The sequence below is a fragment of the Algoriphagus persicinus genome, from assembly GCF_035156415.1.
GTDB lineage: Bacteria > Bacteroidota > Bacteroidia > Cytophagales > Cyclobacteriaceae > Algoriphagus > Algoriphagus persicinus.
Genome location: NZ_JAYEEY010000024.1, coordinates 21,397 through 37,301 on the forward strand (window position 1 = coordinate 21,397; position 15,905 = coordinate 37,301).

Annotated in this window: 11 protein-coding genes; 4 read left to right on the top strand and 7 right to left on the bottom strand. The window is 41.4% G+C overall.

Features of this window, described 5'->3' with window-relative positions:
* Positions 1 to 6: 6 nt before the first annotated feature.
* The 7 genes from U3A58_RS17000 to U3A58_RS17030 all read right to left on the bottom strand — a co-directional run bounded on the left by U3A58_RS17000 (position 7) and on the right by U3A58_RS17030 (position 10,571).
* Positions 7 to 3,549, bottom strand: coding sequence for a SusC/RagA family TonB-linked outer membrane protein (locus U3A58_RS17000; protein ID WP_323825447.1), 3,543 nt, complete (start codon positions 3,547 to 3,549; stop codon positions 7 to 9).
* Positions 3,550 to 3,566: 17 nt separating this feature from the next.
* Positions 3,567 to 4,601 (bottom strand): FecR family protein, encoded by a 1,035-nt coding sequence (locus tag U3A58_RS17005; protein ID WP_323825449.1) that lies wholly within the window; start codon positions 4,599 to 4,601, stop codon positions 3,567 to 3,569.
* A 136-nt stretch (positions 4,602 to 4,737) separates the two neighbouring features.
* A complete protein-coding gene (locus U3A58_RS17010) occupies positions 4,738 to 5,370 on the bottom strand; it encodes an RNA polymerase sigma factor (RefSeq protein ID WP_323825451.1) in 633 nt (210 codons plus the stop codon).
* Between the two features lie 117 nt (positions 5,371 to 5,487).
* Positions 5,488 to 6,627, bottom strand: coding sequence for a DUF819 family protein (locus U3A58_RS17015; RefSeq protein WP_323825453.1), 1,140 nt, complete (start codon positions 6,625 to 6,627; stop codon positions 5,488 to 5,490).
* Between the two features lie 8 nt (positions 6,628 to 6,635).
* Positions 6,636 to 7,721: a DegT/DnrJ/EryC1/StrS family aminotransferase gene (locus U3A58_RS17020; protein ID WP_323825455.1), complete on the bottom strand. Its 1,086-nt coding sequence runs from the start codon at positions 7,719 to 7,721 to the stop codon at positions 6,636 to 6,638.
* On the bottom strand, positions 7,702 to 8,991 hold the full coding sequence (locus tag U3A58_RS17025) for a glycosyltransferase family 4 protein (protein WP_323825457.1): 1,290 nt from the start codon (positions 8,989 to 8,991) through the stop codon (positions 7,702 to 7,704). Before U3A58_RS17025 ends, U3A58_RS17020 begins: the two co-directional genes overlap by 20 nt.
* Positions 8,992 to 9,119: 128 nt before the next feature.
* Complete coding sequence (locus tag U3A58_RS17030) at positions 9,120 to 10,571, bottom strand: NADP-dependent isocitrate dehydrogenase (RefSeq protein ID WP_323825459.1); 1,452 nt, start codon at positions 10,569 to 10,571, stop codon at positions 9,120 to 9,122.
* A 210-nt stretch (positions 10,572 to 10,781) separates the two neighbouring features.
* Between U3A58_RS17030 and U3A58_RS17035 the strand changes: the two genes are divergently transcribed.
* The 4 genes from U3A58_RS17035 to lolB1 all read left to right on the top strand — a co-directional run bounded on the left by U3A58_RS17035 (position 10,782) and on the right by lolB1 (position 15,903).
* Complete coding sequence (locus tag U3A58_RS17035) at positions 10,782 to 11,567, top strand: enoyl-CoA hydratase/isomerase family protein (protein WP_323825461.1); 786 nt, start codon at positions 10,782 to 10,784, stop codon at positions 11,565 to 11,567.
* Positions 11,568 to 11,582: 15 nt separating this feature from the next.
* On the top strand, positions 11,583 to 13,088 hold the full coding sequence (locus tag U3A58_RS17040) for a lipopolysaccharide biosynthesis protein (protein ID WP_323825463.1): 1,506 nt from the start codon (positions 11,583 to 11,585) through the stop codon (positions 13,086 to 13,088).
* 354 nt (positions 13,089 to 13,442) lie between these two features.
* On the top strand, positions 13,443 to 15,170 hold the full coding sequence (locus U3A58_RS17045) for a tetratricopeptide repeat protein (protein WP_323825465.1): 1,728 nt from the start codon (positions 13,443 to 13,445) through the stop codon (positions 15,168 to 15,170).
* The gene (gene lolB1 / locus U3A58_RS17050) at positions 15,163 to 15,903 is read left to right on the top strand and encodes a lipoprotein insertase outer membrane protein LolB1 (RefSeq protein ID WP_323825467.1); all 741 of its coding nucleotides are present in this window, start codon (positions 15,163 to 15,165) and stop codon (positions 15,901 to 15,903) included. Before U3A58_RS17045 ends, lolB1 begins: the two co-directional genes overlap by 8 nt.
* Positions 15,904 to 15,905 lie beyond the last annotated feature (2 nt).

Genomic DNA, 15,905 nt, shown 5'->3' on the forward strand with positions numbered 1-15,905 from the left:
TATAGCTTAGAATTTGACATTTAGATTGAAACCTAAACCTCTGGTGGAGGGGAGGCCTGTGGACTCCATGCCTACCAAATTATCGGAGGAATACCCGAAAGATTCTGGATCGATGTTGTCCACCCATTTCTTTATCATAAATACATTGTTGGCTACGAAATTCAGCTTGACTGATTTGAATGGCTGATTATCAGGCAAATGCTTAGTGAAATCATACCCCAAGGTAATTTGCCGTAGCTTCCAATATCCTCCATCATAGATCACCGGTTCTACTAAAGCCTGTGACCTCACTACTTCCCAGTAGGATTGGACAGGTGCTACGACAGTGTTTGTCTCACCGGCTTCATTCACGCCAACCCCTACAACACCGCCTTCTCTTCCTTCCAAGGTCATCTTATGAAGACCGTGTCTGGTTGCGTTGAAATTGGTGCCTGAAAGCATAATATTTCCAAGTTTGAAGTCAATCAGGAAAGAAAGCTTGACCCCTTTGTAATTGAGTGAGTTATTAAACCCTCCCACCCAATTGGGTAGTGCGCTACCAAAATTGACCAAATCCGAAGTACGAAGCGGTATTCCATTGGCACCAAAAATCTTTCTTCCCTGCTCATCTCTTCTGTAGCCAAATCCTGCCACTTGGCCCATTTCCATTCCCACGATTTGTCTCAATTCTCCATTGAACACGTGCGTCCCTACGGTGATTCTCTCTCCAGGGGTATCCGTAAGCAGACTTAGTACCTCAGTTATATTGTATGCGGCATTTATGGAAGATTCCCAGGTGAATTTATCGTTTTCGATAGGGACGAAGGTCAATAGCATTTCCACTCCTTTGTTTTCACTTTGACCGCTGTTAATAGATGTATTCACAAACCCAGATGCATCTGAAATCTGTGCACGCACGATTTGATCTGTTGTGAGTTTTCTGTAGGCGGCCATATCAAGACTTACTCTGCCTTGAAGCATACGTAGTTCAAATCCTACTTCAGCTTCTCCAATTCTCATTGGGCGTAGATTTGGGTTAGGAAGATTGGAGCCGTTAGGTCCTCCCACAGGCTGCCCGCCAAATAGATTATTGTTGATGCCATAAAAAAGCACATTCGAATAGGCTCCCACATCGGCATCACTACCCACTTCTGCATAGGCAACTCTCAGTTTTCCGAAATTCAACCAGCCACTTTTATCAAAATTCTCAGTAAATACCCAACTGGCAGAAACGGAAGGATAAATAATACTTCTGTTTGCCTCAGAAAGTGTAGAAAACCAATCATTCCTTACCGTTCCTGTCAGAAAAAGCATGTCGTTATAGGAGACTTCCGCAGATCCATACAGGGAATTAACAGCTCGCTCATTCAGATCGTAGAGGGGGTCTTTGGCTCTGCCATTTTGTACAGTATAAAGGTCTCTCACCACAAAGTCGGTGACCTGTACACTATTCAAGTCAGATCTGCGCTGCATGTGATTACCACCAAGATTTACATTCACACCAAAATCACCAAAATCCTTATTGGCATTGATCAAAAAGTCTGTGTTCAATTCGCGAAATCTTCGTTGATCCTGCGTGTACACACCATTTACAAACCCTGCCGGCGCGGCTGCCCGAGAAGCTTGGCCTGTGGGGAAATTGTTATAATCCTGATCTCTAGTCCAAAAATCCTGACCTACTCTTCCCTGAACAAACAACCAATCTGTCAGGTTGTATTTTACTGCGATATTCCCAAAAATCCTATCTCTACGGATATTTTGGAACTGATCAGAAAGTGTGAAATAGGGATTGGTACGATTCCTGAATCTCGAATAAACGGCCTCGTTTCCATTGGCATCATATCGATTGTCGCGAAGCACATCCAAAGGCATGGAATTCGCCATATTATACAGCGCAACGGGTATGGTGTTATCTTGCTGTCCTATGTTTGGCGGATTTGTATTCTCTTCATGAGAGTAATTAAAGTTTCCCCTAAAGCTCAATTTCGAACTCAAATCATAGGCAAAACCTAGATTAATCGTCTTCCTGTTATAGGTATTGTTTGGAACTATTCCCTTACTATTCAGATCCGAAAATGACAAACTCATTCCACCTTTTTCGCCTGAAGTAGCCAATGTGATCGAATTGGTCACGTTTTGTCCGTTGCGGAAAAAATCATTGATAATTCCTCTTACAGGCACATAAGGAACAGTCACTCCGTCAAAAAGCATCTGGGTCATTCCAGGCTGGAATTTCTCACCAAAAGACCATTGCCCTGAAGTAGGGTTTGGAGTAGTCGGCCTTACGCCTTGCTCTCCCTGGCCATATTCATATTGATAATCCGTAAAATCCAAAGGAGCCTCGTTTGTATAGTTCAAATTATAAGTCACGCCTAATCCCCGACTATCATTTTTGCTTTTGGTAGTGATCATCACCACGCCGTCCTTGGCACGAGAACCGTACAATGCGGCTGCTGCTGCTCCCTTTAGGATCGTCATGGATTGCACATCATCTGGGTTGATACTGGATAGTCCGTCTCCGCCATCTGACGTGTTTCCTCCCCCACGCACTCCTATACTGCTATCTGATGCATTATTTCCTGGATTGGAGCCAAAGTTGGTATTGTCTATAGGCACGCCGTTTACGACGATCAGTGGATTGTTTTGACCAGAGATTGAAGACTGGCCTCGAATTCGGATTTTCGATGTGCCACCTGGCCCAGACCCTAATGCGGAGATACTTACTCCGGCAACTTTGCCTTGGAGCGCATTCATGACATTGGGAGTTCTATTGATGGTCAGCTCGTCAGATTTAACCGTTGAAGTGGAGTAACCGAGACTTTTAGCAGACTTTTCGATTCCCAAGGCGGTGACCACTACCTCTTCTAGGTCACTTTCATCTACTTTCATGGTAAGGTTTATTACCGCCCTGTTACCCACCACAAGTTCTTGATTGAGGTAGCCTACAAATGAAAATACTAATACGGATGTTTCATTTACCACATTAATAGCATAGTTACCATTAGCGTCAGAAACCGTCCCTACGGAGGTTCCCTTCAGTAGAATATTAACTCCCGGGAAACCCATTCCATTTTCATCTGTAACCTTCCCGGTAATTTCGACTCTACGGCGATCGATTTGTGGAGCATTATTGCTCACAGTCTTGAAATTTGTCCTTGAACTTTTCCGATCGGATAAGGGCAAAAAAGTCTCCGTTTGAATGTATTTCAAATCAGAAGATTCAGCTGTTTTGCCTGATTTGTTTTGAAAAATCACATAAAAATTCTCCCCAGCTTTTTGGTAGCTGAGTCCCGTTTCATGCAGGACTAATTTCAATCCTTCTTCCACTGTGTTAAAGGAAGAGTGAGATGTCTTGATTTTTTTTGATTGAACCAATTCATCTTTGTACGCTATCGAGACATTAAAATTATTCTCGAATTGACTCAGAACTTCTTTCAGTTCTTTGTTTTCACTTCGGGATGACCCGTAGGTATCCAGTTTTCGTTCTGAAGCTATCAAACCCTCGACTTGCGCTGATGCAAACCAAGAAATCAAACAGCTCATACATACTAATAGTACAAACTTTCTCATTGTAAACAGGGTTCAGGTTATTTGGGGAACACTTCATTTTGGGTTTTAATCAGGTACTTATTTTGTTCGTTTACTATTTCAATAGTAAAGATTTTGGAGATCTGGCTCATAAAATTCGCTGCATCACTGAGTGGCATAGAGCCTGATGCTGTTTGCACTAAAACCTCATCATCCTCAACCTCAATGTCGATTCCGTAATTATTTTTGGCCATTTTAATGATATCATCTAGAGTAGTTTCGTCCAGATAGAGCACTTTATCTTTCCAAGAAGTATAGTGTGCTGTATTTACTTTCTTACGCTGATACTTACTCTCTTTAAATGCTACTAGGTCACCCGGGTTCATGACGATCTTACCTTGTTTTTCTTTTACCGGAAAACTCAAGGTTACCAGTCCAGAGGTAAGCACCACTTCGGTCTCCTGTGATCGATTATACACATTGAATTCTGTCCCCAATACTTCTATTGCGACGTTTTGAGAGCTTAGAACTTTAAAAGTCTGATGGTCTACTTTGTGCACCACGCTAAAAAAAGCCTCGCCTTCTATCCAAATTTCTCTTGCCATCTGCCCTTCCCAATCATCCACAAAGGTCAATTTGGAATTGGAATTCAGAATCACCCTGGAACTATCCGGAAGTACAATCTCTTTGGTCTCCCCAAAAGCTGTTTGGTATTCAATTTCCCTTGGCAATTCATACCAATACCAGGCAAGTAACACTAAAGCAATAGACGCAACTGAAGAGGCAAAAGGCCATAAATTCCTTTTGCGGATAGATGATTCAAGGGACTTTGGGGGCTGTTTGATGTCGGCTTGGATCACCTCCCAAACTGAACGCAATTCTGCTGGCCTCATTTCGAGTTTTGAATTCTCAATACCTAATAGTATGGCTTCAGCTTCCTCTACCAGTTTAACTTTGGATGGGTTTGCATCTTTCCAGTCCAACCAAAATTCACTATGAACCGGATCAGCATACAATACCCACTCCTTAAAAAATGGATCCAAGACAAAGTCATCCATTGAAAAATTATCGTAATCGGTAGGTTGATGGTTCACTGTAACGCTTTTGGGTTATACTTATGTAGAGTATCCACACCTCAAAACCTCATCATTTTTTCTTGATTTATTTTTGTAGAAAAAAAATCAAGCAATAGAATTAGATATATACTACTGATTCAAAGCTATTTAAAATTCAAACTAAATAGTTTAAAAAGAAGGATAATAAGAAAGTTTTCATCACAACTCTCAAGCATTGTAACGCTTTTGATAGAAGATTGTGCGCAGATGCCGGTGTAATGGACATTAAATTTGCTATCTCAGCGTAGCTTAGATCATTGAAATATTTGAGCACCACAATCTCTCGCTGTCTTTTTGAAATTTTAGTCAGTGCAGTAGCTATTTTCCCATTATTTTCCTGGCCATAATCTTGGGAAACCAGGTGATCTTCAATTGAAGCTTCAGAAGCTAATGGTTCCTGATCATCCTGCATATCTACATAGAGCTTACGCTCTCTATTGATATGCTGAATAAGTAGATTACGAAATGATTTAAACAGGTAATACTTGACAGAATCTATGTCAGAAAGCGTTTCTCTTCTATTCCAAATCGTTGTAAACAATTCTTGAATACAGTCTTTGACCAGTTCACGATTATGGCAAAAATGCATTCCATAATTGAAAAGTAAATTGGAGAAACGCTGGTACAGATTAGAAAACGCAAGATCATTACCCTTCCTGACACTTTGCCATAAGGCCTTGTCGTCAGATTGAGAATTTGAGTTTCTTAGCGGGCTTCTTGAAATAAATAGATCAACTGTGCTCCCCATTATCAAAATTTTATTACATAAAAATTCGATTTTAAGGTAGTAAATTTTTTATTCTTTATCAAACACTTACTTTCACAGACTAATAAAGATAAATAACAAACTATTCTTTACACAGTATCAGCCTACCATCCCCGCAATAAAAAATCCCGCGTAAGTCCCTAGCGCATTTCCCAGACTTCCCACCATCACACCCGGTATCAGCAAATCAGGCCGATTCAAACTCTCGGCTGAAGCAAGCGCTGTTGTATTCCCGCCTACATTTGCCTGGGAGGCCACTGCGATGACGTCCCAGTCGATTTTGAACAAGGCTCCAATTCCAAAAATCACCAGACCATGAATCAACACAAGAATAGAGACAAAAAGAATCAGCGTTCCCGCCAGATCACCTAGCCCAGCTAGTGTGCCTAGATCGCAAAGTGTACCGATGGTTGCCAGGAAAAGTAGAATTAAAAAAAAACCTATCGTATGCGTCCCTGACATTTTCTTGATAAAAGACAGCTGAGCCAAAATCAAAGCTATGGTCGTGAGCGTAAGAATCTCGGGTATTTGCGGAAAAAACTGAAAGACTAACTTTGAAACAGCCATAGCCAGAAATGCCAGGCCTAGAATACTTGCCAGATCAGCAATACTGATAGATTCTTCAGCTTTTACTTTTTGAACTTTGTTAGTATCTGGAAGTAGTTTTTTCCTGGGAAAAAATGACTGCAAGTACTTAGGGAGAATCAACGTGGCGACAATCCATGGCGTTCCGATCAAATTATCTACCACAGTAGTGGCTGCAAATAAATCAGCATTATCATTCACATGATAGCTTAATGCTATTGCGTTGAAATTAATGCTACCACCTATATAGGTTCCAGTGTACATCCCCGCGACAGCATTTGCCATGGGACCAATTTCAGCAGCTGGCCGAACTAAAAACCAAGCAACCAGCACCCCGATGATCGTCCCTAATGCACCGATGCCAAACATCAGTAGAATAGGCCCTCCCGCTTTTTTGAGACTTTTGAGATCTACCTCTAGCAAAGCAATAAAAATCCCCATTGGAGCTAAATACATAAAGACACTTGTGTAAACCGGGTTGCCGTTGGTGGCCGTAGGAATAATTCCAATGTTGGCTGCAATCGCTGTGGTGAGTATTACCAAAATCGGAGTCCCAATAGTCTTCCACCCTCGGAATTTGGCAAGCCTAATAGCGAGCAATACAAATAAGCAAAGCATACCACTAACGTAAATCGGGTCTTGAGTCCAGGCCATCAGGGAAATTAAGCGAAAAAGTCCTGAATTGTATTAACTATATAGGCTATTTCCATATCCTTCATCCAGGGATTGAGCGGTAAAGAAAGTCCCTGCTGACTTAGCTTTCTGGCATGTTCAAAATTTCCTTTACAACGATAAGGCTTCATATCCGGTAAGATATGTGGATAATGAATAGCCGTTCCGATTCCTTTGTTCTGAAGAAAACTTTTCAACTCGTCTCTATTGGCTGCTTGGATCACGTACAAGTGTGCATTATGATTTTCTTCTAAAAGACCGGCTGGAAGTTGTAACTCTTCGATTCCCGCTAGGCCTTCAAGGTATTGTTGTGCATACTTTTTCCGTAGGTCTTGATATGAACCAAAACGCTCTATAAAAACATTTAAAAAACCCGCTTGAATAGAATCAATGCGACTATTTCTTCCTACCAATTCATGTTCATCTCGAACTCTCTGACCATGATTGAGCAGCGTGCCAATTCTGTCATTGAGTTTAAAGGATTTTGTCAGACACATTCCGGCTTCTCCCAGAGCACCGAGATTTTTAGTAGGGTAAAAACTCAGGCATCCCACATCCCCAAAAGTCCCGGCAGCTTTGCCTTTTTGAAAAGAGGCAAAAGACTGGGCTCCATCTTCAATCACCAGGAGATTAAGCTTTTTAGCTTTTTGCATCAAACTTTCCATGTCCACCATCTTTCCATAGAGATGTACAGGGATCACTGCTTTGGTTTTTGAGGTGATCGCTTTTTCCCAATCAGAAGCCAAAAGCCCACCTTCATCCGTGTCCCAAAAAACCGGCTTTGCTCCTACCATCACCACAACTTCAGCAGTGGAAACCCAAGTCATAGCAGGAACAATAACTTCATCGCCAGTCCCAATTTGTAGTGCTCTCAAGGCAAGTTCAAGGGCATCTGTACCATTGGCACAAGCAATAGAAAAGGGTGAATTGAGGTAAATTGAAATTTGAGATTCAAAATTCTTCACCTCATCTCCGCCTGAAAAAACCCCTCCTTCAAGCATTTCAGCAAACTTGGATTTCAAAGCATCTTTCAGCTCCTCATCCATTCTCTTCAAATCAAGAAAGGGAATGTTCATTCAAAAAACCGGCTAATTGAAAACTTAAATTTCTTCGGGAGTATTGTTCGAAACCTGATGCTGATTCCGCTTTCCCACTTTGCTCAAACAACTTCCTCAAGCGAACCTGAATGGCTACATGATCTGAGTGAGCCAAAACTTCCCCAGCTCCGGATTCTTCCAAAATTCGGGCAGAATCCCCTTCAGAATCTCCCAAAGCCAGAATTGGCAAGGTGGTCGCCATGTATTCAAATAGCTTTCCTGGGATGTTTCCCTTGGCATTTTTAGTATTGGTGAGAATCAAAGCCAAAGCGTTGGCATTCTTATAAAACTTAAAGACCTCCTGATGTGATACATATCCGGCAAAATTCACATGAGCCAAAAGCCAGGAATCAGCCCTAATATCCTCTTGCACTTGCTCGCTTACTCGTCCTACAAATGTGAATTGCACTTCTCCTTTCTCCTTAGAAAACTCCTCCTTCATTGCTTTCAGCAAGGGCATGGGATTTCTGATCGAATCAATGATCCCTGTATAAACAATGTGCAGACTGCCCGCTTTTTTTTCTCCTACAGAAAAATTCCGGGGAATATCTGAGGGATCAAAACCATTGGTAAGCAGGTTGATTTTCCGATCTGACAACTGACTCAAGTCATGCTGAAATGTAGGAGAAATGGTAGTAACAACATCCGCTTCACGAAGTACCTCTAGCTCCAGTTTCCTATGCTTCTCCATTACGCTGTTTTGCATAGGAAGTTTGTCAAGAAACTCCCACTGTGACCAAGGATCACGAAAATCTGCAAGCCAAAAAATATTCGCTTTTCGTTTTAGGTCCCTTCCTATCAAATGCATTGAATGCGGTGGCCCTGTGGTAATTATGGCCTGAAATTGTCCCTTCTCAACTAACTCCGTCAAAAATTTTACCGATGGCTTTACCCAAAAAATCCTAGGATCAGGTATCATCAAATTTGCCCGTAGCCAGATCGCTGCTTTGTCTATAAAACTTTGCTCTTTTTGCTCCATCACTCTTCCAGGATGCGACTCCTTTTTCCCACGAATCTTATCCAATAGTTGATATGGCTCCCAAATCGGGAATTTCATTACCTCCAGCTCTTTCGAGATTTCCTTTTCCAGACTTTCGTCTTTTAGATCAAAATCAGGATTCTCAGGCGTAAAAATAACTGGCTCCCAGCCAGCTACAGGCAAGTATTTGGCAAATTTCAGCCAGCGCTGTACCCCTGACCCTCCACTTGGCGGCCAGTAGTAAGTGATAATTAAAACTCGTTTTTTCATAAGTGTACCATGTCCTAAGTACAAAGTACAAAGTACATTCCCATTAAAAATAATTATACAAAAAAAAGGGAGCAGGTAACCCCACTCCCTTATAATTTCAAATATGAGATTTCAAATTTCCAATCCCCTTACTCTCCCTGTGCCAGAGAGTAACCTCTCACCCCGTCGAAGGAGTATAAATTTTCAGTCTTAATGAAGTCAAAACCAAGTTCTTCTACTTGTTTTAAAAGCTCACGAATCTGTGCATGAGAGATGGTGTGCTGCTCAGCATTTTGGAATCTACATCTCCAATGATCCGTACAGAAGGACTCGCGCATTCCGTCGGGAAACACCTTGATGCCTCTGTTGGTGATCAAAGTCAATTGAAGTCCATCCGCATTGGCCTCACGAAGCTTCTCTCCTAATACCTGGGGATCTCTTCCCGGCTCATCCCAATCCACAAATACATCAACACCAATCAGTTCTTTTTTGGCTTTGACCACTGGCGAAACGAATACATTCATAGGAGTCGTATCCTTGTCAAACGAGGCAGGAACCATTGTAGCAGGTAGTTGTCCCAATCGTTCGATTACCGCATTGGCAAATTCTTCTGTACCAACTTTCTTCGCAGAAAGTCCTTCCTGATAGATATCTCCGGTATGCATCCCATCTTCCAATGTCTTCATCCAGGCATTGGAGATTTTCTCTGCTATCTCCGGCTGACCGATATGAACCAACATCATAATAGCTCCATTGAGCAAGCCCGACGGATTGGCTATTCCCATTCCTGTGATATCTGGCGCAGAGCCGTGAATCGCTTCGAACATAGCCACTTCCTCGCCCACATTGGCAGAGCCACCCAGTCCCACAGAACCTGTAACCTGAGCAGCGACGTCTGAAATAATATCTCCGTAAAGATTCAAGGTCACGATTACATCAAAAGTCTCCGGTCTATCGGCTATCAAAGCCGTTCCGATATCAATGATCTTATGATCATTTTCAATCTCAGGATATTCCTTTGCTATTTCGTTGAAAGTCTTGTGAAACAATCCATCTGCCAGCTTCATGATGTTGTCCTTAGTCATACAGGTCACTTTCTTACGACCGTATTTCTTTGCATACTCAAATGCATATCTGATAATTTTCTCAGAACCTGGCTTAGATATCAATTTCAATGACTGAAATACCTCCTGCGTCTGTCTATGCTCGATTCCTGCATACAAATCTTCTTCATTCTCACGAATGATCACTAAATCTGTCTTGGGAAAATGAGTCTGTATAAATGGTGAAAAGGCCTTACAAGGTCTCACGTTTGCATACAAACCAAAAGAAGTTCTGGTTGTAACGTTTAGCGATTTAAAACCACCGCCCTGAGGAGTAGTAATAGGTGATTTCAAGAAAATTTTAGTTTCTCTTAGCGACTCGAAAGCATTCGGCTCCATTCCTGAACTAATTCCTTTGAGATAAACTTGCTCTCCGATTTCGATTACATCGTATTCCAGCTGAGCTCCAGCTGCTTCGAGGATCGCCAAAGTAGCCTTCATGATTTCGGGACCGATCCCGTCACCATAGGCAACCGTAATTTTTCTTTTGGAAGACATAGTAATAGCGGATTTAGTTAAAATTCTATTTTGAACAAAAGTAAATAAAAATGCGGAAGCAGGTTTTTGACCTAGGACAAAATCCACATTATCCATAGGTAAATCACAAAAGGGGCAATATTCCCTTACCTTAGGTTTATCATTTTCTAAGTAGGCAATTTGGGATTGAATACCCTGCTTGTATATTTGTTTCACATTCAACGATGAACTATGGCTGATTTCAAAAATATCCTAACTGATTTGAAAGGTGGAGTACTTCATCTCTCCATCAATCGTGAAGACAAAATGAATGCACTAAATTTTGAGACTTTGGAGGAAATAAGGACGATTTTTGAAGAGGTATCAGACGCTAAGGAGATCAAAGCGGTGATCATCACAGGTTCGGGCGAAAAGGCCTTTGTGGCTGGTGCAGACATCAGTGAAATAGCTTCGCTCAATGAAGTGAATGCGCGAAAATTTGCTGAAAATGGACAAGAAATCTTTAGCATAATAGAAAATTGCCACAAGCCTGTAATCGCTGTCAACAATGGCTATACGCTTGGTGGAGGTTGCGAATTAGCCATGGCATGTCATATGAGAATAGCCTCTGCCAATGCCAAATTCGGGCAGCCGGAAGTCAATCTAGGCATCATTCCGGGCTATGGCGGCACACAGCGATTGACTATCCTGATCGGAAGAGGAAAGGCCAACGAACTCATGATGACCGGTGACATGATCGGTGCGGAGGAAGCCAAAGCCTTAGGACTCGTTAATCATGTCCTCCCTACCAAAGAGGAAGCTTTGGAAAAAGCGGAAGAAATCATTGCCAAAATCCTCAGCAAAGCTCCACTCGCTATCGGCATGATTATCGACTGCGTCAATTCGGCTTATGTACCGGATGAAAACGGGTTTCAGACTGAGGCAAATAGCTTCGCCAGATGTGTGAAATCAGGTGACTATAAAGAAGGAACTTCTGCTTTTCTGGAAAAAAGACAGCCGCATTTCAAAGGAGAATAAGCTCCTTTATACTGAATGAGTAATTTCAAAAAACTAGCCGGACAAACCGCAGTTTATGGACTGAGTAGTATCCTCGGTCGATCTATCAATTTTTTAATGATTTTTGTGTACACAGAGTACCTCAGCAAAGAGGCTATGGGGTCGTACACAAGTATCTATGCGCTGATAGGATTTATGAATATTGTCTTCACCTATGGGATGGAGACCACATTTTTTAGATTCGCTACAGGCAAAAACCTTGACGCCAATAAAGTATACAATACTACCCAGTCTTTGCTTATTACAAGCACTCTGCTTCTAGGCACAGGACTATATTTGATGGCACCATTGCTAGCCGAATGGTTGGAATATCCTGGCCAAGCTTACTTATTCAGATGGACAGCTTTGATCCTTTCCTTTGACGCTATATTAGCAATTCCTTTTGCAAAGCTTAGGCTAGAAAACAAAGCATTGATTTTCGCAGGAACGAAAATTTTCAACATCTTCCTAAACATTTTCTTTAACCTCCTTCTGATCGTTGGGTTCCCTTATTTAATCTCGAATGGAATAATTCCAGAAGGATTTTTAGGATATAGATCAGATTGGGGAGTAGAATACATTTTACTTTCAAATCTGATAGCTAACGGGCTGATTATTCCATTTGTCTGGTGGAAAGCTGGCTTTTTCCAATTCAAACTGGAAGGAAGTATCATCAAACCCATGTGGACTTATTCCATCCCTTTATTATTCATGGGGTTAGCTGGAGTGACCAACGAATTGTTTTCCAGATTCTTATTTGAATATGTATTGCCTCCAAATTTCTATGCAGGGCTTTCCGCGAGAGAAGCAGGAGGAGTATTTGGAGCCAATTTCAAGCTCGCGATCCTAATGAATTTGGTGATTCAGGCCTTTAAATATGCTGCAGAGCCGTTTTTCTTCAAGCAAGCACAGGACAAAAACTCTCCACTGCTCTATGCCAAAGTGATGCATGCATTTATCCTTTTTTGTACCGTATTAATGATTGCTATTTCCGTAAATCTTGAATGGATGGGGCCTCTATTTTTAAGACAGCCTGGTTATGCGGAAGGACTCTTTATAGTACCTACACTTTTGATGGGCTACCTACTTCTTGGCATCTATTTCAATCTTTCTATTTGGTTTAAAATTACCGATCAAACCAAATACAGTTTTTGGATCACCTTAGTTGGGGCAATAATTAGCATAGCAATAATTTTCGTATGTGTACCCATTTGGGGGTATATGGGAGGAGCGCTTAGCACCATTACCTGCTATTTTGTGATGTGTCTGCTTTGCTACTTTTATGGTCAAAAACATTATCCCGTTCCCTATCAAACCACAAAAGGCCTCTTTTACTTATTGAGCTCCTTTGCGCTGAGTTACGTAGGTTTTTATTTGGATTTAGGTACTCCATGGCTCAATTTCATTGTCAAAAACAGTCTAATCCTTATTTATCTGGGACTTATTTTTTTATTAGAAAGGGAGCAGATCAAGTCCTATTTACCAAAAAGTAAAACACTTTAATCTTAATTTTTATAAATCTGGGATCATTTATGCAACAAGAAGCGTTTACAAGCCGAATAGTATTACGCTATAAATCTTTAACCCGCATTATGCATTAGCAATTCTACGCCACGGCGCACAAGTTATTACGGTCTTTAATTGCTTCAAAATCAGCCACTACATTACTGTTTTCGACTTCACCATAGCGGTGCTATGCCTCAGTCTCCAAACAGCCTGATTTTCTTGCAATTACATACCTCATTTCGAAACCTATTGCATAATCCGGGTTTAAGTAATTCATTCCTACCTATATTCAAAGCCTATTTGCATAAAAGGCATTATGTTTGTGAATTCAAGCAGCAGTCCAGATTTCCCGTGAATTTCAAAAAAACACTTCTCATATTCCTCTTAGTCACCTTAGGCTCCACCGCAAGTTTTGCCCAAGATAGACTTTCTAAGAAAGAGCGTAAGGCTCAGATAAATGAGTCCCAAGGCACTCGCTATTTCATTGAAGGCGAAAAAAACCTTGTACTTGATGATTTAGAAAAAGCCTATTTCTATTTCCAAAAAGCACTGGAGTTCTCACCGGAAGAGCCTGCAATCCATTATAAAATTGCGGAGATTTTGGTAAAGGCAAATCAGGCCGAGAAGGCAATGCCTTATGCTACCAAAGCTGCGGCAATGGACCGTGAAAATAAATACTATGCTCTGATGCTGGCTGAGATATACACAAATCTCAAGCAGCCACTCAAAGCAGCGGATATTCTAGAAAAGTTGACCGCCGATGGCGAAAACAACCAACAATACAACCTGGATTTAGCTTCTATCTACCTGAATGCTGGAGAACTAGACAACGCTTTAATTGTATTGGATCGTGCAGAAGAGTTTTTTGGTGTGATGGAGCCGATTACCATTCAGAAGCAGCGGATTTATTTAAAAAATAACAACCTGAGCCTAGCGATAGCAGAAGGTGAGAAACTAATGGAAGCTCGTCCTGGCAATCCTGCCTATGTGATGAATCTGGTAGAGATATTATACAATAATAACCGTGTAGATCAGGCTTTAATGGTCGTTTTAGGCGAGATTAAAAAATATCCAAACCAGCCAGAATTGCAAATGGCAGCCCACACCCTGTATAAAGATAAAGGGGAAATCAAGAAGTCAAACCACTATCTTTATTTAGCATTTGATAGTCCGGATCTTGACCCAGAGGTCAAATCAAAGGCTTTTATCAGTGTCTCAAATGAAATAAAAACCCAAGAGCAAAAGGTTTTGCTGGATAGTTTGGAAAGTTTGATGACCACCTCAAGTCCAGAGAATGCTGACATCTATGCTGCCCTAGGTGAGCGTAGAATCCAAGACAAAAAACCTGAAGAAGGCATAGATTACTTCAAAAAATCACTTTTGATCAAGCCTAAGAATGCCAAATTGCTTGAGCAAGTGATTTTGGGATCTTTCGGAGAAAATGCAGATTTCAAAGAATTGGAAAAATTCACCATTCTGGGAGTGGACGAATTCCCACTAAATCCAGAATTTTGGTTTTACGATGGCGTGGTCAAGTCCGCCCAAAAGAAAGACGAAGAAGCCGTTATTTCGCTTAAAAAAGCGATAGATCTAAACGCCAACAAAAACCCACAGCTAGATCAGGTCGCTTTCGGATCTCTCGGAAGTTCTCTCTATAATTTGGGAGAAAAGGAAGAAGCTTTTCGGAATTTCGATAAAGCATTAGAGCTTAATCCCAATGATGAGCAAGTCTTGAACAATTATTCCTATTTCCTTTCCCTAGAAAAGAAGAATTTGGTTCAGGCAAAGACAATGTCTGATAAAGTAGTCAAACGATTTCCCGACAATGGCACTTTCCTTGATACACACGCTTGGGTTCTGTTTCAGCTGGAAGATTACGAGGGTGCCAAGAAATTCATGGACTTAGCCCTGCAGCATGAATCTGAGCCGAGTGCTGTGATGCTTGAGCATTATGGTGATATTTTATTTCATCTCGGCAAAAAGAACGAAGCACTGAGTTATTGGAAAAAAGCAGCAGGAAGTCCTGAAGCGTCAGAAAAACTTTCACAGAAAATAAAAGAAGGAAAATACCATGAATAAACTTTTTGCAGGAATTGTGCTCGTCATAGGCTTAGGCTTACTATTATCCTGCTCCAAAAAGACGATAGTCTTTCAGGCCGATGGGAAAATGGAAGATTTTTCTCCCGTTTATACCGATTATGAATTCATGAGCGCCAAAGCAAAAGTGGTCATCGAAGAAGAGACTGGCAAAATCACTCGTGGAAGTTTGAACCTTCGTGCAAAAAAGGATTCAGTGCTATGGTTTATTATTTCCCCGGGATTAGGAATGGAAGCGGTAAGAGGCTTGATCACACAGGAAAAAATCCAGATCAAAGACAGAATTGGACAAGAGGATGTAAACCTGACCTTCAAGGAATTTGAGTCAGTCTATGGTCTGAAACTATCCTTGGATGTATTCCAAAATGTGCTCTTTGCCAACCCTCCACATGAGGTAGATTACAAAGATAGATTAGTTAGGGTGGGCAAATCATTTGAACTGACCCAGGTTCGGGACAAGGTAAGGTATTTCTCCAAAGTCGATGTCAACCACAGAAAGGTGTCCGAGCTAGTGAGCAATTCGCTGGATGATCGGGGGTCTTTACTTGCCAGCTATGCTACATTTCAAGAAGTGGACTCAAAGCCTTTCCCTTTGGAAGTACTCTATAAGCTAGCCTATCAACTCCCAGAAGGTGGGCAGAATACCATTATCCACGTAGAATGGACCTCAGTCGATCCTTACTCCGAACCACTTAGCTTTCCCTTCAAATTTTGAAT

What these genes read in the sequence shown, in the direction of transcription:
- U3A58_RS17030 (WP_323825459.1), bottom strand. Translation starts at nt 10,571, where the DNA reads ATGTCTTCCAAAAGAAAAATTACGGTTGCCTATGGTGACGGGATCGGT.
- U3A58_RS17035 (WP_323825461.1), top strand. Translation starts at nt 10,782, where the DNA reads ATGGCTGATTTCAAAAATATCCTAACTGATTTGAAAGGTGGAGTACTT.
- lolB1 (WP_323825467.1), top strand. Translation starts at nt 15,163, where the DNA reads ATGAATAAACTTTTTGCAGGAATTGTGCTCGTCATAGGCTTAGGCTTA.
- U3A58_RS17000 (WP_323825447.1), bottom strand. Translation starts at nt 3,549, where the DNA reads ATGAGAAAGTTTGTACTATTAGTATGTATGAGCTGTTTGATTTCTTGG.
- U3A58_RS17020 (WP_323825455.1), bottom strand. Translation starts at nt 7,721, where the DNA reads ATGAACATTCCCTTTCTTGATTTGAAGAGAATGGATGAGGAGCTGAAA.
- U3A58_RS17015 (WP_323825453.1), bottom strand. Translation starts at nt 6,627, where the DNA reads ATGGCCTGGACTCAAGACCCGATTTACGTTAGTGGTATGCTTTGCTTA.
- U3A58_RS17040 (WP_323825463.1), top strand. Translation starts at nt 11,583, where the DNA reads ATGAGTAATTTCAAAAAACTAGCCGGACAAACCGCAGTTTATGGACTG.
- U3A58_RS17010 (WP_323825451.1), bottom strand. Translation starts at nt 5,370, where the DNA reads ATGGGGAGCACAGTTGATCTATTTATTTCAAGAAGCCCGCTAAGAAAC.
- U3A58_RS17025 (WP_323825457.1), bottom strand. Translation starts at nt 8,991, where the DNA reads ATGAAAAAACGAGTTTTAATTATCACTTACTACTGGCCGCCAAGTGGA.